This is a genomic window from Pseudomonas sp. NFIX10 (genome assembly GCF_900111955.1).
Lineage (GTDB): Bacteria > Pseudomonadota > Gammaproteobacteria > Pseudomonadales > Pseudomonadaceae > Aquipseudomonas > Aquipseudomonas fluorescens_AA.
Genome location: NZ_FOKH01000003.1, coordinates 214,149 through 232,708 on the forward strand (window position 1 = coordinate 214,149; position 18,560 = coordinate 232,708).

Annotated in this window: 16 protein-coding genes; 10 read left to right on the forward strand and 6 right to left on the reverse strand. The window is 62.0% G+C overall.

What is annotated here, in order from left to right; genetic code table 11:
- The first annotated feature begins 8 nt into the window (after positions 1–8).
- The 9 genes from BM321_RS04505 to BM321_RS04545 all read left to right on the forward strand — a co-directional run bounded on the left by BM321_RS04505 (position 9) and on the right by BM321_RS04545 (position 10,027).
- Positions 9–860, forward strand: coding sequence for a transporter substrate-binding domain-containing protein (locus BM321_RS04505; protein WP_092441668.1), 852 nt, complete (start codon positions 9–11; stop codon positions 858–860).
- Positions 857–2,281 (forward strand): FAD-binding oxidoreductase, encoded by a 1,425-nt coding sequence (locus tag BM321_RS04510; protein ID WP_092441669.1) that lies wholly within the window; start codon positions 857–859, stop codon positions 2,279–2,281. The genes BM321_RS04505 and BM321_RS04510 overlap by 4 nt, the downstream gene beginning before the upstream one ends.
- The gene (locus BM321_RS04515) at positions 2,278–3,489 is read left to right on the forward strand and encodes an aminotransferase class I/II-fold pyridoxal phosphate-dependent enzyme (RefSeq protein ID WP_092441670.1); all 1,212 of its coding nucleotides are present in this window, start codon (positions 2,278–2,280) and stop codon (positions 3,487–3,489) included. The genes BM321_RS04510 and BM321_RS04515 overlap by 4 nt, the downstream gene beginning before the upstream one ends.
- On the forward strand, positions 3,486–4,220 hold the full coding sequence (locus tag BM321_RS04520) for an amino acid ABC transporter permease (RefSeq protein ID WP_060741886.1): 735 nt from the start codon (positions 3,486–3,488) through the stop codon (positions 4,218–4,220). The genes BM321_RS04515 and BM321_RS04520 overlap by 4 nt, the downstream gene beginning before the upstream one ends.
- On the forward strand, positions 4,210–4,998 hold the full coding sequence (locus BM321_RS04525; protein WP_092441671.1) for an amino acid ABC transporter permease: 789 nt from the start codon (positions 4,210–4,212) through the stop codon (positions 4,996–4,998). The genes BM321_RS04520 and BM321_RS04525 overlap by 11 nt, the downstream gene beginning before the upstream one ends.
- Positions 4,985–5,821, forward strand: a complete 837-nt coding sequence (locus tag BM321_RS04530) for an amino acid ABC transporter ATP-binding protein (RefSeq protein WP_060741888.1) — start codon at positions 4,985–4,987, stop codon at positions 5,819–5,821. Before BM321_RS04525 ends, BM321_RS04530 begins: the two co-directional genes overlap by 14 nt.
- An 11-nt stretch (positions 5,822–5,832) precedes the next feature.
- On the forward strand, positions 5,833–6,432 hold the full coding sequence (locus BM321_RS04535; protein ID WP_092441672.1) for a cysteine dioxygenase family protein: 600 nt from the start codon (positions 5,833–5,835) through the stop codon (positions 6,430–6,432).
- 46 nt (positions 6,433–6,478) lie between these two features.
- Positions 6,479–9,247, forward strand: a complete 2,769-nt coding sequence (metC, locus tag BM321_RS04540; RefSeq protein WP_092441673.1) for a cystathionine beta-lyase — start codon at positions 6,479–6,481, stop codon at positions 9,245–9,247.
- Between the two features lie 261 nt (positions 9,248–9,508).
- Positions 9,509–10,027 (forward strand): hypothetical protein, encoded by a 519-nt coding sequence (locus tag BM321_RS04545; RefSeq protein WP_092441674.1) that lies wholly within the window; start codon positions 9,509–9,511, stop codon positions 10,025–10,027.
- A gap of 28 nt (positions 10,028–10,055) precedes the next feature.
- Here BM321_RS04545 and BM321_RS04550 read toward each other — a convergent pair whose 3' ends face one another.
- The gene (locus BM321_RS04550) at positions 10,056–11,915 is read right to left on the reverse strand and encodes an ABC transporter ATP-binding protein (protein WP_092327693.1); all 1,860 of its coding nucleotides are present in this window, start codon (positions 11,913–11,915) and stop codon (positions 10,056–10,058) included.
- Positions 11,916–12,060: 145 nt separating this feature from the next.
- The gene (locus BM321_RS04555; protein WP_092441675.1) at positions 12,061–12,945 is read right to left on the reverse strand and encodes a LysR family transcriptional regulator; all 885 of its coding nucleotides are present in this window, start codon (positions 12,943–12,945) and stop codon (positions 12,061–12,063) included.
- Positions 12,946–13,060: 115 nt separating this feature from the next.
- Here BM321_RS04555 and argC point away from each other — a divergent pair, with 115 nt between their 5' ends.
- A complete protein-coding gene (gene argC, locus BM321_RS04560) occupies positions 13,061–13,990 on the forward strand; it encodes an N-acetyl-gamma-glutamyl-phosphate reductase (protein WP_092441711.1) in 930 nt (309 codons plus the stop codon).
- 73 nt (positions 13,991–14,063) lie between these two features.
- Here argC and BM321_RS04565 read toward each other — a convergent pair whose 3' ends face one another.
- The 4 genes from BM321_RS04565 to BM321_RS04580 all read right to left on the reverse strand — a co-directional run bounded on the left by BM321_RS04565 (position 14,064) and on the right by BM321_RS04580 (position 18,461).
- A complete protein-coding gene (locus BM321_RS04565) occupies positions 14,064–15,083 on the reverse strand; it encodes an SMP-30/gluconolactonase/LRE family protein (protein ID WP_092441676.1) in 1,020 nt (339 codons plus the stop codon).
- Positions 15,084–15,120: 37 nt separating this feature from the next.
- Positions 15,121–16,509: a tripartite tricarboxylate transporter permease gene (locus tag BM321_RS04570; RefSeq protein WP_218190439.1), complete on the reverse strand. Its 1,389-nt coding sequence runs from the start codon at positions 16,507–16,509 to the stop codon at positions 15,121–15,123.
- A complete protein-coding gene (locus tag BM321_RS04575) occupies positions 16,506–16,982 on the reverse strand; it encodes a hypothetical protein (protein WP_256573365.1) in 477 nt (158 codons plus the stop codon). Before BM321_RS04575 ends, BM321_RS04570 begins: the two co-directional genes overlap by 4 nt.
- 192 nt (positions 16,983–17,174) lie before the next feature.
- Positions 17,175–18,461, reverse strand: coding sequence for a hydroxymethylglutaryl-CoA reductase, degradative (locus BM321_RS04580; protein ID WP_092327697.1), 1,287 nt, complete (start codon positions 18,459–18,461; stop codon positions 17,175–17,177).
- Positions 18,462–18,560 lie beyond the last annotated feature (99 nt).

Consider the following 18,560-nt stretch of genomic DNA (forward strand, 5'->3'; position numbering starts at 1 on the left):
CATTGTCCATGATTTCATTTTTCGCCCCACGAACCCTGGTCAGCCTGTGCCTGGCGTGGTCCGTCGGCTGCGCGGCCAGCCTGGCCCACGCCGATGCCACGCTGGACCGGATCGAGCAACGGCATGCCATCAGCGTCGGGGTGATGCTCAGTGGCGCGCCGTTCGGCACCATCGACCCCAAGACTGGCGAGCACCTGGGCTATAACGTCGAGTTGGCCCAGGGCATCGGCAAGGCGCTGGGCGTGGAGACCCAGACCGTGTCGGTGCTGGCGCCAAACCGTGTGCAATTCCTGCAACAGGGCAAAGTCGACATCCTGATCGCCAACATGCAGTTCACCCAAGAGCGTGGCGAGATTCTCGACTACGTGCCGACGCCCTATGAGGAGGTCGGTGGGGCGGCGCTGATTCGCAAGGGTTCCGGCATCAGCCAGTGGGCCGATCTCAAAGGCAAGCCGGTATGCGTGTCCCAAGGCAGCAACTTCATCAAGCCCCTGCAAGAAACCTACGGCGCACAGATCAAGGCTTTTCGCAGCCAGTCCGAGTCGCTGCTGTCGTTGCGCGGCAATGGCTGCGTGGCAGCGGTCCATGTGAGCCCGACCCTGCATGCGTTGTTGAGCGAAGCCGAATGGGCCGGTTATGAAATCCCGCTGCCGGGGGATCTGATCCCATCGAATTCGGTGATCTGGCTGCGCAAGGGCGAGCACGACACCCAGGCCAAACTCGATGCCATCGTGCGCGACTGGCACCGCAGCGGCTGGCTGATCGAACTGGGCGAGCGCACCGGCATGGCACCGTCCCAGGCCCTGCGCGATCTGCATGCCAAGTACAGCCAGGCGGCCCCCCTGGCCGCGCAACCATGAGCCAGTCGTTGTTTCTGACGTTACAGGCACTGGTCGGCACCAAGCATGTGCAGGGCAGCGAAGACGCCGCGCCGTACCTGACCGACAAGCAGGGCCGTTACGTCGGCCAGGTGATTGCCGCGGTACACCCGGCCAGTACCGAAGAGGTCGCGGCGGTGGTCCGGGCTTGCGCCGCGACGGACACACCGGTGGTGGTGCAGGGCGGCAACACCGGGCTGATGGGCGGCGCCACCCCGGATGCCAGCGGCCGTGCCGTGTTGCTGTTGCTCGACCGAATGAATCGGGTACGCGTCGTGGACACCGACAACGACACCCTGACCGTCGAGGCGGGCTGCATCCTGCAAACCGTCCAGGACGTTGCCCGCCAAGCCGGTCGCCTGTTCCCTTTGAGCCTCGGTGCCGAAGGCAGTTGCACCCTCGGCGGCAACCTGGGCACTAATGCCGGCGGCACTGCGGTGCTGCGCTACGGCAATACCCGTGAATTGACCCTGGGCCTGGAAGTCGTGACCGCCCAGGGGGAAATCTGGGATGGCCTGCGCGGCTTGCGCAAGGACAATACCGGCTACGATTTGCGGGACCTGTTTATCGGCAGCGAAGGCACGCTTGGCATTATCACCGCCGCGACCCTGAAGCTGTTTCCGCTGCCCAAGGCCCAGGCCACCGCGTTTCTGGCGTTCGACTCCCTGGAGCAGGCCGTGGCCTTGTTGTCCCATGCCCGCGCCGGCTTTGGTGCCAGCCTGACGGCCTTCGAGTTGCTCAGTGCCGAGTGCCTTGCGCTATTGCGCGAGCAGTTTCCCGACGGCCCGCGTCCCTTCGCCAGTGCTCGCCAGCCTTGGTTCGCGCTGTTGGAACTGTCCGATAACCGCAGTGAAAGCCATGCACGGGAAGTCTTCGAGCAGGTACTGGGCGAAGCCTTCGAGCAGCACCTGCTGGCCGATGCGCTGATCGCCGAAAACCTCGTCCAGAGCCAGGCATTCTGGCAATTGCGGGAAAACATGAGCGATGCGCAAAAGCGTGCCGGTCGCAACATGAAGCATGATATCTCGGTGCCGATTTCCCAGGTCGTGGCGTTCGTTGCCCATACCGACGCGCTGTTGCAGGAGCGGTTTCCCGGCGTGCGGCATTACACCTTCGGTCACTTGGGGGACGGCAACCTGCATTACAACGTCGCCCATCCGCTGGACTCCACGGTCGACGCGCACATGGCCCATTACGCCGCCCTCAGCCGACTGGTCCACGACAGCGCCCACGCCCATGGCGGTTCGATCAGTGCCGAACACGGGATCGGCCAGCGCAAGGTGAACGAGCTGGGGCGCTACAAAAGTACCGTGGAACTGGACCTGATGCACCGGATCAAGCAGGCGCTGGATCCGCGCAATCTGCTCAATCCGGGCAAGGTCCTGGAGCAAATTCAGCCATGACGCTTTATCTGTCCAAGCGCGTGCAGCGTGTCTCGCTGTCCGCCAATGCCGCCGCCAAGTCCCGGGCCACGGCCCTGCGTGAAGCCGGTCGCGACATTCTCGACCTGACCACCGGTGAGCCGGATTTCGATACGCCGGCGCACATCAAGCAGGCCGCCTATGCCGCCATTGCCGCCGGTGCCACCAAGTACACGCCGACGCCGGGGGTGAAGGCCTTGCGAGTGGCGGTGCAACGCAAGCTGCACACGGAAAACCAGCTGGACTATCCGCTGGCATCCATTGTGATTGCCAACGGTGCGAAACAGATCATCTTCAATGCCTTCGCCGCGACCCTCGATGACGGCGACGAAGTGCTGGTACCGACGCCATACTGGCCGTCCTTTCCGGACAGCGTGCGCTTCAACGGTGGTGAGCCGGTGTTCATCGAATGTGGGCTGGACCAAGGCTGCAAGCTCACGCCTCGACAACTGGAGCAACACATCGGCGAGCGCACGCGCTGGCTGATCCTCAACAGCCCCGGCAACCCCAGTGGCGCGGTGTACAGCGAGGCAGAACTGCAAGGCTTGGCCCAGGTGCTGCGCCGGCATGCCCACGTGCTGATTCTGCTGGATGAACTCTACGAACATATTCGTTTCGACGGGCGCCCGCCCCAGAACCTGCTCAACATCGCGCCGGATTTGCAATCGCGCTGCCTGCTGGTGGGCGGAGTGTCGAAAACCTATGCCATGACCGGTTGGCGCATCGGTTTCGGTGCCGGGCCGCAAGCGCTGACCGATGCCATGACCGTGGTGCAATCGCAATCCACCTCCGGGGCGTCCTCGGTCGGCCAGGCGGCGGCCTTGGCGGCGTTCGAGGGCGGGCTGGATTTCTTGCCGGAACAGGTCGCGGCCTATCGTCAGCGCCGTGATGTGCTGGTGAGCACCTTGCGCAATGTCGAGGGCCTTGAAGTCCTCGAGCCTCACGGTGGTTTTTTCGTCTTTGTGTGCTGCGCCGGGCTGTTGGGGCGCTATCGCCCGGACGGCCGGCGGCTGGAGCACGATGCCGATGTCATTGCGTACCTGCTGGACGAGGGCGTGGCTGGCGTTGCGGGCAGTGCCTATGGTTTGTCGCCGTGGTTTCGCCTGTCCATCGCCACGGCGACCGAAACCGTCGCCGAAGCGGGCCGCCGTATTGCCTACGCCTGCGGCCAATTGAGGGGCGAACCATGACCCATTGGCTGGAGCAATTCGTCCATTGGAGCGCGGGCCTCGGCCTCAACTACAACTTTCTGCTCGATGCCTATCAGCGCGGCACGCTGGAGCAGGGCGCGCTGACCACGGTGTTGCTGTGCCTGCTGACCATCGTCGGCAGCCTGCTGGCGGGCGTCGGCCTGGCGGCGCTGCTGACGTCGGGCAAGGCCTGGCTTGCAAGGCCTGCGCGGGTGTTTGTCGAAGTCACGCGCAACACGCCGACCCTGGTGCAGCTGTATTGCGCCTTCCTGGTGTTGAACATGCTGCTGACCGAGGCCGTCGGTGCGGCCAACCCGCTGACCCCCTTCGCCTGGGTGGTGATCGTGATCTCGCTGCACAAGGGCGCGTTCCATGCCGAGGCGCTCAGGGCCGGCATCGAGGCCGTGCCCACGGTGACCCTGGAGGCGGCCAGTTCGCTGGCCTTCAACAGCCGCCAGTTGTTATGGAACGTGCAACTGCCCCTGGCCCTGCGTTTTGCCTTGCCGTCGCTGATCAACAACCTGATCGACCTGGTGAAAATGACCGCCGTGGCCTCGGCCATCGCCGTGGGCGACATCACCTATGCGGCCATCATGATCTGGACCCAGAGCGATAACGTGCTGGAACTGATGATCCTGATCCTGGGTTTTTTCGGCCTGCTGAGTTTCACCGTCAACTGCGTGGGGCGCTACCTCGAAGCGCGCCTGAGGATGCCCGGCTATGGCCATTGATTCGTCCGTCATCGCGCCACTGGCCAGGCCGCGGCGACATTTCGGCAAAGTGCTGCTGGGGCTGGCGACGTTGTCCTGGCTGGTGTATGTCGCCCCGCACAGTCCGGTGTTCAAGGCCTTGTTGCAATGGTCGCCGGCCCTGGCCGCGGGGTTCGGCCAGAACATTCTCATCAGCCTGCTGGCCATTGGGCTGGGCTCCGCGGCGGGGCTGCTGGTCGGCGCCATGGTCCTGTCGCCGCTGCGCTTGCTGCGCTGGCCGGCGCGGATCTGGGTGCAAGTCTTCCGCAACGCGCCCTGGCTGGTGCTGATCTACTTCACTACGTATGTGTTCCCGTTCGAGGTTCGTATCGGCAGCGGCTATGTCGCGTTCCCCGACTGGGTCAAGGTCACCCTCGGCCTGGCTTTGCCCGCCAGCGCCAATGTCGCGGAAATCTTCCGTGGCGCCATCGCCTCGATTCCCAGTACCCAATGGGAGGCGGCGCGTTCCCTGGCGTTCACCCGTGGGCAGATTTTCCGCTCGATCATCCTGCCGCAGTGCTTCAAGCGCATGTTGCCGCCGTGGATGAACCTCTACGCGGTGATCACCATGGGCACCGCATTGGCCTCCCTGGTGGGCGTGCACGACGTGATCGACACCGCGCAGATCGCCAGCAACACCGTGAACCTGACCGGTTTCACCGTGGTGATCTACCTGAGCCTGCTGGTGCTGTTCTTTGCCTATTGCTACCCGATTTCCCGCCTCACCCAATACCTGGAGCGACGTTATGCCTTCTACTGAAACCGTCGCCGAACCCCTGGTCAGCCTGCGCGACCTGCACTTGTCGTTCGGCAGCAACCCGGTGCTCAAGGGCATTGACCTGGACGTGCGCCGTGGCGAAGCCGTGTCGATCATCGGCCCGTCCGGCTCGGGCAAATCGACAATCCTGCGTTGCATCACCGGCCTGTTGCAACCCCAGCGGGGCAGCATCCGTGTCGGTGCCACCGAGGTCCACACCCTCGCCCAGGAAGCCCAGCGCATCGAGTTGCGCAAGCGCGTGGGGTTCGTGTTCCAGCAGTACAACCTGTTCCCGCATCTGTCGGTGCTGGAGAACCTGGTGATTGCGCCGCGCAAGGTCCTGGGCCGCAATCGGGCCGACGCCGAAAAAGATGCCCGCGCCTTGCTCGCCAAGGTGCGCATGGAGCACAAGGCCGATGCCTATCCGGGACAACTCTCGGGCGGCCAGCAACAACGGGTGGCGATTGCCCGCGCCCTGGCGATGCGGCCGGAGCTGATCCTGTTCGATGAAGTGACCTCGGCCCTGGATCCGGAAACTGTCGGCGAAGTGTTGACGGTGATTCGCGAGCTGACCGAAGAGGGCATGACCTGTGTGCTGGTGACCCACGAAATGCGTTTCGCCGAGGAGATCAGCGATGTCGTCTATTTCACCGAGAACGGCGTGATTGTCGAGCACGGTAGCGCCGCGCGGATTTTCCAGCACCCCACCAGCGAGCGCACCCGGGAGTTTCTGCGCCATGCCTTGGGTGACCCGGGGCGACGGCCGCCCATCGCCGATGATCCTTACCTGTTGACCAACCTGAGTCGCTACAGCCTGTCCGTCTAAAGGAGCCTGCCATGACCACCCCTGACCGTGCCGATATCATCGAGAACTTCCTCAAACAAGTGCGCGTCATTCACCAGCGTGGCGTCGATCGAGCCGCGCTCGAACAGATCGTCGTGCTGCTGGAAGCCCTGGCCGAGCGCCGCGACCTGTTCAACTTCGAGGCCTTTCCGGCACCGGAGTCGGGGCAGGGCAGCACCGCGTTTCGCTATCGCCTCAATGACGACGGCGACACCCCGACGCTGTACCTGAACTCGCTGCTACCGGGCAAAAGCACCATCCCCCACAACCACGAGACCTGGGCCATCATCAGCGCCATTGAAGGCCAGGAAATCAACTACGTCTATCGACGCGATGACGAAGGTCGCGAACCGGGATACACCACCTTGCACCTGGAAAAAGAGGTGATCGTGCAACCCGGTACATCCATCGCGTTCCTGGGTGAGGACCTGCATGGCATTCGGGTCGCAGGCGAGCAACCGACCCTGCATTTCCATCTCTATGGCTTGCCGCTGGAGTCACTCAACGGTCGTTACGGCGTCGAAGCCGACGGGCGCATCCTCAATTACAACGCCTCGCAAATGGCCCCGTCGATCAAGGCCTATGCCCACTGACGCCAACCTTGCGTTCCAGTCACTCCATTTTTCCAGCGGGACTCCCATGAGCCAGACCCTAACTCCCCAGCAACTGCAGCAGTGGTTGTTCGACGGGCAGGAAATCGCCCTGTTTGATGTGCGTGAGCACGGCCAATATGGCGAAGCCCATCTGTTTTTCGGGGTGAACCTGCCCTATAGCCGTTTGGAGTTGGAAGTGTGGCGGTTGGCGCCGAACCTCCAGGTGCGGTTGGTGCTCCATGATCAGGATGGCGGGGATCTGGCGGAGCGTGCGGCGCAACGCCTGCAAGCGTTGGGCTATGTCAATGTGCACATCCTGGAGGGCGGCGCCGATGGCTGGCAGGCCGCCGGCTATCAGCTGTTCGCTGGTGTGCACGTGCCGTCCAAGGCTTTTGGCGAGCAGGTGGAGGCGGTCCGTCATACGCCTCACGTCAGCGCCCGTCAACTGGCGCAGTGGCAGGCCCGGGGTGAGCCGCTGGTGATACTCGACGGCCGACCGTTGGAGGAGTATCGCAAGATGACCATTCCCGGTTCGATCTGTTGCCCCAATGGCGAACTAGGCTACCGCGTGCACGACCTGGTGCCGGACGAGCAGACCCCCATCGTGGTCAATTGCGCCGGCCGGACCCGCAGTATCATCGGCGCCCAGACGTTGATCGACCTGGGCTTGAAAAACCCTATCTATGCCCTGGAAAACGGTACGCAAGGCTGGCACCTGGAAGATCTTCAACTGGAACACGGCAGCGAGCGTCGCTATGCCGATGAGGTGTCGAGCAGCACGTTGCCGGGGCAGCGCCTGGCGGCGGCACGCCTGGCCGAACGGGCCGGAGCGCCCGCCGTCGGGGCTGCGCAGGTCGAGCAGTGGGCCGCGGAGGCCGGGCGCAGTCTGTTCCTCTGCGACGTGCGTACCGCCGAGGAGTTTGCCGCTGGCACGTTGTCGGGTGCGCAACACACGCCGGGCGGGCAGTTGATTCAATCCACCGATCTGTACGTGGGCGTGCGCCAGGCGCGGGTGGTGCTGTTCGACAACGACGGTGTGCGCGCACCAATCATCGCCAGTTGGTTGCGGCAGCTGGGGCACGAGGCCTTTGTGTTGTCCGGTGGGTTGAGCAGTGGCCTGGCATTACCGGCACGCGCCGGCGTCGCGCCTGAAAAGCTGCCGCTGATCAGCGTGCAGGCCTTGGCCGATGCCCTGAAGGATGACGCAGTGGCCTTGATCGACCTGCGTTCGAGCCGGGCGTATCGCAAAGGTCATATCGCCGGAGCGCGTTGGTCGATCCGACCATTATTGGCCCGTGCGCTGGCGGGCGAGCAGCGGCCGCTGGTGCTGGTGGCCGATGACGCCCGACTCGCCGCCCTGGCGGCACTGGAGCTGCCTCGAGCGGAGGTCCGCTTGCTGGACGGCGGTCCAGATGCCTGGCGCTCGGCGGGCCTGGCGCTGCAAGAAGGCGCCGATACATTGCCGGATGCACAGTGCATCGACTTCCTGTTCTTCACCCATGACCGCCACGCTGGCAACAAGGACGCGGCGCGCCAATACCTGGCGTGGGAAATCGGTCTGCTGGCGCAAATGAGTCAGGAGGAGGTCGCCAGCCTCAAGCCATTGCAGGGACAGCCTCAAGGCACTGTCGCTGAGCGGCTGCGGACTCGTCTGGTCCATGGCGCGCGCACCGCAAAGGGTGGCGGTGCCAGGCCCGTCAACGTACCGGTCAGCCGTCTGAGCACGGTGCTGTTCGACAACCTGGCCCAGATGCGTGACGCCCGTGCCCGGCGCGACAGCGAGCGAGTCCTGAGTTATGGCGCCCGGGGCAATCCGACGGCTTTCGCCCTGGAAGACCTCGTCACTGAATTGGAGGGTGGCTACCGCACGCGGCTGTTTGGCACCGGGTTGGCTGCCGTGGCGCAAACCTTCCTGGCCTACCTGCGGCCTGGCGATCATGTGCTGATCACCGATGCGGTGTATGCCCCGGTACGGCGTGTGGCCCGGGACTTCCTCGAGGCCTTCGGCATAGCCGTCGACTACTTCGCCCCCGACGGCAGCGACCTGCCCGGACGGTTGCAGGCCAATACCAAAATGGTCTACACCGAAGTGCCCGGTTCATTGCTCTACGAGCTCTGCGACTTGCCGGCCATCGCCGCACTCTGCAAGCCGCGCGGCATCTTGCTGGCGGTGGACAATACTTGGGGTTCGGGCGTGTTGTACCGGCCACTGGCATTAGGCGCCGACATCTCGATCATGGCCCTGACCAAATACCTGAGCGGCCACAGCGACGTGGTCATGGGCAGCGTGTGCACGCGTCAGGAGGCTTGGCCGGCACTGGCGGCCATGAGCGACAGCTTCGGCAACACCGTCAGCCCCGACGACGCCTACCTGGTCCTGCGTGGCGCACGCACCCTCGTGCCACGCCTGGACACCCATGAGCGCCAGGCCCTGGAAATCGCCCATTGGCTGCAGGCGCAACCGCAGGTGAAGCGGGTCTTCCATCCCGCGCTGCCCGAGCATCCTGGCCACGGCTTGTGGCAGCGGGATTTCAAGGGCAGCAATGGGTTGCTGTCCTTTGAACTACGCGAACACGACGACGCTTACCTGGAGCGATTCATCGACGCGTTGCAGGTGTTTGGGTTGGGCGCGTCCTGGGGCGGATTCGAGAGCTTGGTGACCGTTGCTGATACCCAAAATCGGCAACGTGGCGAGGATCGGGCATTGAACCCGGTGGTGCGCTTGCATGTGGGGTTGGAGGATGTCGAGGTGTTGATCGAGGACTTGCGGCGGGGATTTGCGCAGGCTGCTGCCAGTGCATCGATTGCGAACTGACCCAGCGCTATCGCGAGCAAGCTCGCTCCCACAAGGGGCCTGCATAGGTTTCAATACTGTGCAGCACCACAAATCCAGTGTGGGAGCGAGCTTGCTCGCGATGGCGGCAGTACATCCAACCCCAATGCGCACTGACCCACCGCTTTGGCGAGCAGGGTTGTGCACCCCACCACAAAAACCTATCGACACTGGGCTACCAAATCCCTTGGCAACCGCTACCATTGGGCGCAGACCTCCCGACGCCCCTGGACATTCACTTTCATGAAATTGCGCCTGTTGACCGCTGCCCTGTTTTTCACCTGCACCCTGACTCACGCCGCTGAATCGAAACCCGTTCCGAAAGCCCTGGAGGCACAGATCGGGCACTTGGTCGCGCTGATCAAGGACAGCTATGCCACCGGCTACCCGGAAGCGACGCTGGTGCAGACGCTGGACACTGGCGAGGACAGCCAGGTCACCCTCGCGGTCTTCACCATCGAGGGTTTCGGTATGGGCAACAACTACAGCCAATACCTGGCGGCCTTTACGCCCGAAGAGAACGAGGACGGCGTGCCGCACTACAGCCTGTTGGACGTGATGCGCATCGGGGGCGACAGCTGGCGTGCCATCGACAAACTGGATGCCAGGCTGGTCAGCGACCCGACGGGTGAGCAGACGCTGATCGACATTCCTGTGATGGAAAATACCGATGACGATGCGCCGAACTTCCCGAGCAGGGCTGCTGTGATTCACCTATCGCTGGAGGGGGCACAGTCGCTGCGATTGGTAGAAAAAAGGTAAGTCGCGTTGTCCCCCGGGCCATCCATGCTCATACCTGATCCATCGCCTCGCTCACCCACCGGTCCTCACCCAGGAACCCGCCACTCTGATGGTGCCACAGCCGCGCGTAGATGCCGTTCCTGGCGAGCAATTCGGTGTGGGTGCCCTGTTCGATGATGCGTCCATCATCCATGACGATCAGTCGATCCATCGCCGCAATCGTGGACAGCCGATGGGCGATGGCGATGACGGTTTTACCCTGCATCATTTCATCGAGGCTTTCCTGGATGGCCACTTCGACTTCCGAATCCAGCGCGCTGGTCGCCTCGTCAAGGAGCAGGATCGGGGCGTTCTTGAGCATCACTCGGGCAATCGCGATGCGCTGGCGCTGGCCGCCCGACAGCTTGATGCCGCGCTCGCCGACCAAGGTGTCGTAGCCGGTGTGACCCTGGCGGTCGCTCAGTTGGCTGATGAACTCATCGGCCTGGGCATTGGCCGCGGCACGGCGGATTTGTGCGTCGCTCGCATCGGGTCGGCCATAGGCGATGTTGTCGCGAATGGAGCGGTGCAGCAGGGACGTATCCTGGGTGACCATGCCGATGGCGCTGCGCAGGCTGTCTTGCGTCACGTGCGCAATGTCTTGCCCGTCGATGCGGATCTGCCCGCTGTCGACATCATAGAAGCGCAGCAGCAAGTTGATGAGCGTGGATTTGCCCGCGCCGGAGCGGCCCACCAGGCCGATTTTCTCCCCCGGGCGAATGTTCAGGCTCAAGCCATCGAGCACCTGGCGTTCGCCATTGTAGTTGAAGCTCACATTGTCGAAGGTGACCGCTCCGCCTGAGGTCACCAGCACCCCCGCGTCCGGCGCATCCTGCACCTTGGGGCCGCGAGTAAGGGTGGCCATGCCATCCTGCACGGTGCCGATGCTCTCGAACAGCGAGGTCATTTGCCACATGATCCAGTGCGACATGCCGTTGATACGCAACGCCATGGCGGTGATCGCCGCCACGGCACCGGCGCCGACGTCGCCCTGGTGCCACAGCCAGAGGGCATAACCGCCTGCCGCCATGATCAACCCCACCACCAACGCCTGGTTGACGATCTCGAATTGGCTGACCAGACGCATCTGGCGAAAGCCGGTCTGTTTGAAGTCCTCCATGGCCGCGCGGGCGAAGTGCGCTTCACGATTGGAGTGGGAGAACAGCTTCACGGTCGTGATGTTGGTGTAGGCGTCCGAGATACGTCCGGTCATCGAAGAGCGCGCATTGGCCTGTTCCTGTCCGACTTTCCCCAGGCGGGGCACGAAGTAGAGCATGGCCAGCCCGAACAGCACGATCCAGGCCACGAAAGGCAGCATCAGTTTCAGGGCGAAGCCACCGGCCAATGCGATGATCGCGATGAAATACACGCCGATTCCGGGGGCGATCTCGATCAGGGTGAACAGCACGTCACGCACGGCCAGCGCAGTCTGCATCACCTTGGTGGTGACCCGGCCAGAGAACTCGTCGGAAAAAAACGACAGGCTTTGCCGCAGCATCAGGCGGTGAAAGTCCCAACGCAGCCGCAACGGCAGATTGATCGCCAATACCTGGTGCTGCACCATGGTACGCAACGCTACCAGCCCGATGCTGGCCAGCATGACGAGGCCCATGCCCCACAGCACGCGACTTTCCTGCGCCGCCGCCTCACCGCCGGCCTGCCAGGTCGAAAGCAGGTCCACGACCTGGCCGAGGAAGGAAAACAGCCATGCTTCATAGATCGACACACCGGCGCTGAGCAGCGCAAACGCGAGGATGTAACCGCGGGCGCCCCGTGTGCAGGCCCAGAGAAACCGGGCCAGGCCTTCGGGCGGCGGGGGGACCTCGTCGGGCGGGAAAGGGTCGAGCCTTTGTTCAAATACGCGAAGCATGGGGGTCTCCGAAACGATCGATCAGGAGATTCTGCCACTTAAAGGCTGCTTTGAGGGTTCTGTGGCGCTGTGGTCGAATTGAGCGCTCTCAGGGATTGGCCCTCATCCGGCGCCGGATCGCCGTGCGCAGATGCATTCGAGGGCATTACTGCGCACTTAATTCCCACAACACATCCAGTACATGTTGCGTAGACCGCTCGATGTCCAGACTGCGGTGGGCGATACCCAGTTGACGCCACAACAAGGGCTTTAATGGCCGCATGACGATCCGGGTATCGGGCAATGGCGTGGAGGCCTCATGGGGCAACAACGTCGCACCATATCCCGCCGCCACCAGGCTTTTGATCGCATCGTTGTAGTTCAGTTGAATGCGCGGCACCGGCTGTCGGCCGTCACTGGCGAACCACTCCGACGTCAAGCGCGAAAGGCGAGTGGCGGGGTCATTCAAAATCAACGGCTGAGCGGACAGCCAACCGGGTGTCACGGTATCCGGGCATTCCCAGCGAGCCGGCAAGAAGGCCATGACCGGGTCCCGTCGCCACGGCTCGATCCGCAGGCCCTTCATCGGCGACTGCGGCAGCGCGACCAGACCGATCTCCAAGGAGCCCTCGGCAAGCTTCTTCAAGGTTTCCTGGGAGGTGAGCACCGCGACCTGCACATCGATAGCGGGGTGGCGTTGGCTCAACGTTTCCAAAGCGTTTGGCAGCAACTGGGCGATGGCCCCGGTGGAGGCGCCTAGCCGTACACGTCCGACCAATCCCTGTACCTGACGCTCCACGTCCTCGAGCGCCTGCTCCGCATCCGCCAACAGGCGCCGCGCGCGCTCCACCAGGGTATTTCCTATCGCTGAAGGCTGAACGCGCCCACGTGTGCGCGACAAGAGCTTGCCGCCCACCCGCGACTCCAGGTCGGCGATATGCAGGCTGACAGTGGGTGGCGCAAGGTGCAGCACGCGCGCGGCTTCGGCAAACGATCCCAGGTCGGCAATCGCCACCAACGTACGCAGCCGGTCCAGGCTGATTTCCCGCATAAGTGAGCCCTTGTTCAGGAAAACTGAATTCCAGCGTTAATAAATTCAACTTTTCCTATCTTAGCGCCTCGCTGAACATTGGAACTCCTGATTTTCAATGTTCGAGAGCATGGCCATGGCAAGTCCCCTTGTATTCATCGATGGCGACCAAGGCACCACCGGGTTGCAAATCCATCAACGTCTGCGCGACCGGAGCGATCTGCGGCTTATCACCCTCAGCGCCGAATATCGCAAGGATCCGCAACGCCGCGCTGAAATCATCAACGATTGCGACATCGCAATTCTTTGCTTGCCCGACCCGGCTGCGCGCGATGCGGTCGCGAGCATCAAAAACCCGGCGGTACGCGTGATCGATGCAAGTTCCGCGCACCGTACCCATCCAGACTGGGTCTACGGTTTCGCGCAGATGAACTCGCAGCAGGCCGGACGAATCGCCACGGCGCGGCGGGTCAGCAACCCCGGGTGCTATCCCACGGGCGCGATAGGGCTGCTACGTCCACTGCTGGAGGCTGGGCTACTGCCCACGGACTACCCGATGAATATTTACGCCGTGTCGGGCTATTCCGGAAAAGGGCGTGCCGGCGTAGAAGAATATGAGGGGGAGGGCGCATCGCAGGCGCCGGCGTTTCAGGTCTATGGGCTGGAGCTGGCACACAAGCATATTCCGGAGATCCAGCAGCAAAGCGGGCTGACGGAACGGCCGATGTTTGTGCCGGCCTATGGCGCTTTTCGGCAGGGGATCGCGCTGACCATACCTGTGCAAACCCGCTTGTTGGCGCCTGGCGTGAGCGCGGTGCAGTTGCATGCGTGTCTGACCCAGCACTACGCCGATGCGCGCCATGTACACGTGATGTCGACGCAGGAAGCTAAAGAGTTGACGTTCCTCGATCCCCAAGCGCTGAACGGCACAGATGATTTGCGATTGTCGGTGTTCGAGAACGATGAGACCGGGCAGGTTTTGCTGGCCGCGGTGTTTGACAATCTTGGGAAGGGCGCCGCGGGCGCGGCGGTGCAGAATCTGGACCTGATGCTGGCAGGCGCATGACCGCGCCAATCAGTGAAGCCCTCGGTATCGAAAAACCGACACAGCTGCCGTGACGAAGTGCGTCGGGATTTCGCTATTGATGGGAGTACAGTTTCGCAGCATTGGCAAAGCCTTTGGCTCTGAAAATAGCGCTGCCTTCGCCGAGACTGCCGTCATTGCTCACGAGATAAACCTCGTTGGTATCGGGCTTGAGTGCCATGCTCGTTGAGCGAAGAAAGTGGCCCTTTTCGCGCCCAGGAATCAAGATCTGGCCGATGGGCAAACCGTTAGGATTGAGTACCAGCACGCGGCCTTGGCTGTACAGGGCCACGTACAGATTGCCATCTTGATCGACACGCATTGAGTCAGGTGACGGGCCGCTGAACCGGTAGACAACGGCTTCCCCGAAGGGCGCGATTGTCTTGGCATCTTTCAGTTCGATTCGGTGCAACAGTCCCGTCGCGAACTCCGTGACCCAAAGGGTCTTGCCGTCGGGAGAGAGCGCAATGCCGTTGGCGATCGCGAGATTGGGCAGGATCGAGACGATTGTCTTGCCGCCAGCTGGAACGTAATAGACGCCGCCGGTGGGCTGAGTCGATGTGCCCTTGAAGTCGGTGAAATAAAATCCCCCCGTGCTGTCGAACACGAGGTCATCCACCAGATGGTTTTTGCTTGCGGGGATGATGACTTGCTTTCCCGAGCCGTCCGGTTTGTAGGCTGTCAGGTTGCCGGTATTTTTGAAATTACCCAGCCCTGCCACAAACAATCTGCCGTCTTTATGAATAGCCAGTCCCGCACTTCCCAGCGCGTTTTTCGGCACGACGACACTGAGTTTCTTTTCGGGATCGACCTTTAGAACCTGCCCCCCGAACACCTCGACAAGCAGCAGATTGCCGGCCCTGTCGAACGATGGCCCTTCCAGTTGCAGAGGGCCGTCGGACACCTTCAGCCACAGATCGGCTGTCACCGTCGGCAACTCTTTTTCGGGTGACCCAATGGCCTGGAGTTGCTGGCCCTCTGCCGGGTAGTTCAGGGTGGGGATAGCATCCGCGTGGGCTTGTACGATGCCAGCGCTGAAGGCCAGGCACAGGGAAGCCAAGAGGTATTTGCGCATGTTGGTTACCTTCGTGTTGTTGTTATGTTGAAGTGGCTCATACGCTCAATAGGGCGACGATGGCGGGCACCGTCAGTACAGCGGTGTAGTACCCCATGAACTGCACGCCGATGTTGAAGCCAAGGAAGCGCGATAGAAAACCACCCAGCAGGCCGACGGTGACAATGACCAGTAAGCCGAGTGCTCCGCCCTCCCAGATGCCGATCACCAGGATCAGGCCGACAAATGTCGAGATCACCGCTTCGTGACTGATTTTGCGTGAGACGAAGGACGCTGCCCGGTGGGCGTAATTCATCGTGAAGGGATAGGCAATGAGGATCGCCACGATCACCGCCAGCATCCCATAACCCAGAAACTCCCACGTGCTGAGCAGGGTATGGAGGTTGTTGACCTGCCCGGTGGCGGTGTCAACGCTGAAGCGAGGCGGGGCGTTGAACAGCGGTGCGGCCGGCCCTGCGGCGACCGGACTCAACGGCAAGCCAAACGCGATCAACGGGATCAAGGCTTCAGCGATGTAGGTCGCTTCAGTGACACCGTTACGGGCCGTGATCACCGTTGTCAGCCGATGGTAGACATGCTTGACCCGTGACCCGACGAGTTCGCCCATGATCACGGTCATCGCGACGGGGCTGAAGACGAACGTTGCGCTGGAGATAACGGCCGTGATCGCAGTCCACAGGCTTTGTTTGCTGTCCAGCACCTTGAGCGGGTTGGGGAAAAAACCGCCCCAGCCTTTCACATCCGCAGACAGCGAGAAGGTGCGCACTTGCTGGCGTCTCATCGTCTCCCGTTCAGCGGGGGCGAGCATTGAAAATAGCGCGGCAATCAGCGGGCCAATGGCGATACCGAGGAAATAGCTGACGCTCAGCTTGACGCCGTATTGTCCGGTGATGCTTTGCAGGCCGACGATGACCATCACGAAGGGGACAAGCGCGAGCACCGCCGCAAGCCGCCCCTTGGAAAACCATGCAATGGCGATCGCAGCGAGCAGGAACACCCAGGGGGCGGCGCGTTTGATCGTGTCGCCAAAAGGCGCGAGCATCACGGCGAAAAGCACCGCCGTGGGCACTGCGATCAGCGCCGCGATCACAGCGCCTGAAATCATCTTGCGCAGGGCGACGTGGGGTACGCCCAGGTTGCGCAGGAAGTTGGCCTCGCGCATCAGGGGGGTTGCCAGGGTGTCGCCGGGGATGCCCAGTAATGCCGTGGGCACGGCGTGAGTCATGTGTTTGGCCACTGCACCTGCGAGAAAGAACGTCAGGACACCGGGCGCAGGTACACCCAACAGCACCACGAGCAATGTGAGTGGGGCGAGGGTGGTGGTTTCATCGCTGCCCGAGATGAGGCCAATCCCGGCGAAGATCACTGCACCTAATATGCCCATCCCGAACGCAATGAGAATCTGCTCCAACAGGGGTGTCATCATGACCGGCCACCGTTGGCCCGGATCGGAGCGACCGGGGCTATCGTTGCGTCTTTTTGAGCGTTAGCGGCACGCGTGAGGTTTGTCTCGTAATCTGCAAACACCTCATAAAGGTCCATTTCATGCAGTTCAGCGAGTGCTTTTGCGGGTAGATCCGACAGGTTTCCAAGGTCTCCGAACTCGTCCTGCAATTCCGCTAAAACCTTTGCTCGCCACGCAGGATCTGCCTGGTGCTCTACCACATTGCGCTTGGGTTTGAAGAGCTTTGCACTGATGGCTCCCCCCACCAGGCAGCCGACGATGCCCACCAGCATGGCGTAGGCCTTGGCCATTTGGACGTTGTCTACCCAACCCACGAGCAAGTGTTGCGCCAGGAAAAAAGCCCCCAGGCTGACGGCTGCGCCTATGGCAATGGCGTAAATCAGGTGACGACCGTTTACGGTGTCACCCCATAATTCATAGAGATCGGATTTCAAGGATTTCTCCTACTGCCCTTGCGAGCTTTTATTGTTATGAACATCAAGGAACGTAGCGGAGTCAGGCCTCTCGTCGTCGTTTTGCCAAGAGCGCTCGCGCAACCCTGGACGCCGTTTCATGACCCAGATGAGCGTCAATGAACTTCCCGGCATCAACCAGCAATCGAACGGGCAGTTCGAGATGGCTCTTCATCACTCGGCCCGTTTTTGCTTGAGAAGCTCCGCCGCTTTGTCGGAGCGAACGTCCCGTGCATCGACCATCTCTTTGACCAGCCAAGTCACTTCATCGCCTTTCGCGCCGGCTGACAGCGCAATATTGCGTGCATGCAACGCCATGTGGCCACGCTGGATGCCTTCCGTAGAGAGCGCTCGCAATGCGCCGAGGTTTTGGGCCAAGCCGACAGCGACCGCGATTTCGGCGAGTTCCTGAGCGGTTTTCACCCCCAGAATGCGCAAGGAGAGTTGCGCCAGTGGGTGGGTTTTCGTAGCGCCGCCGACCAGCCCGACAGGCATCGGCATTTCGAGAGTGCCCACCAGATTCCCTTCGCTGTCTTTTTCCCACGTTGTCAGCGAGCCGTAGTGCCCATCGCGGCACGCGTAGGCGTGAGCCCCCGCTTCCACTGCGCGCCAGTCGTTACCTGTGGCGACGATCAGCGGGTCAATCCCATTCATGATGCCCTTGTTGTGGGTCGCGGCACGGTAGGGGTCGATGACGGCAAAGTTGTAGGCGTCGAGAATGCCTTCGATCACGTCCTCACCTTTATAAGCGGCAGTGGTGAGCAACGCTGGGGCGATGCGGACCTGGGCGCGGGCCAGGCGCAAGTCGGCGAGGTTCGAGAGAATGCGCAGGCGTACCTTCCCGCCGGTGATTTCCTCCATCAACGGGGCGACCGCTTCCGCCATCGTGTTCACGGTATTGGCACCCATCGCGTCACGCACGTCCACGATCAAGTGAGCCACGAGCATGGGGCCTCTCGGGCTTTGGGCAAAGGTGTGGACTTCGAGGTCCCGGCAACCGCCCCCTAGCTTATTGAGCAATTGATCCTTGCGATTTGCCAATTCAATGATGTCGTCTTTGCGACGCAGGAGGCTGAGCCGGGCATTGAAGGGGTCTTCAATGTCGACGATCTGGACTTGTGCGCGCATCAGCGGTTGCGAACTGGACGTCAGGAATCCACCCGCGTCACGGGCAAGCTTGGCCATGAAAGAGGCTGCGGCAACAACTGAAGGCTCTTCCACGACCAGTGGGACAATGACGTCTCGGCCATTGATCTGGAAATTGCTGGCGACGGCGTACGGTAATTCGAACTTGCCGATCACGTTCTCGATCATGCCATCGGCTATTTCGAGCGGGAGCGCGCCTTCCTCGCTAAGCAGGGCAACGTCAGCGGCCGGGAGGTCGAGCAGGTCTTGAAGGTGATTGAGGCGCTCGGCAGGCGTCAAGCTGCGAAAATTGGGAAGGCGAGAGTCGATGCTCATCTGGGAAAATCCTGTCGCGGTTGTTGTTTTAAGTTGAAGTCACACTATTCCGCTCTGTGCCTATAAAGAAGGTACAGTTTGGACGGACAGTACCTAAGC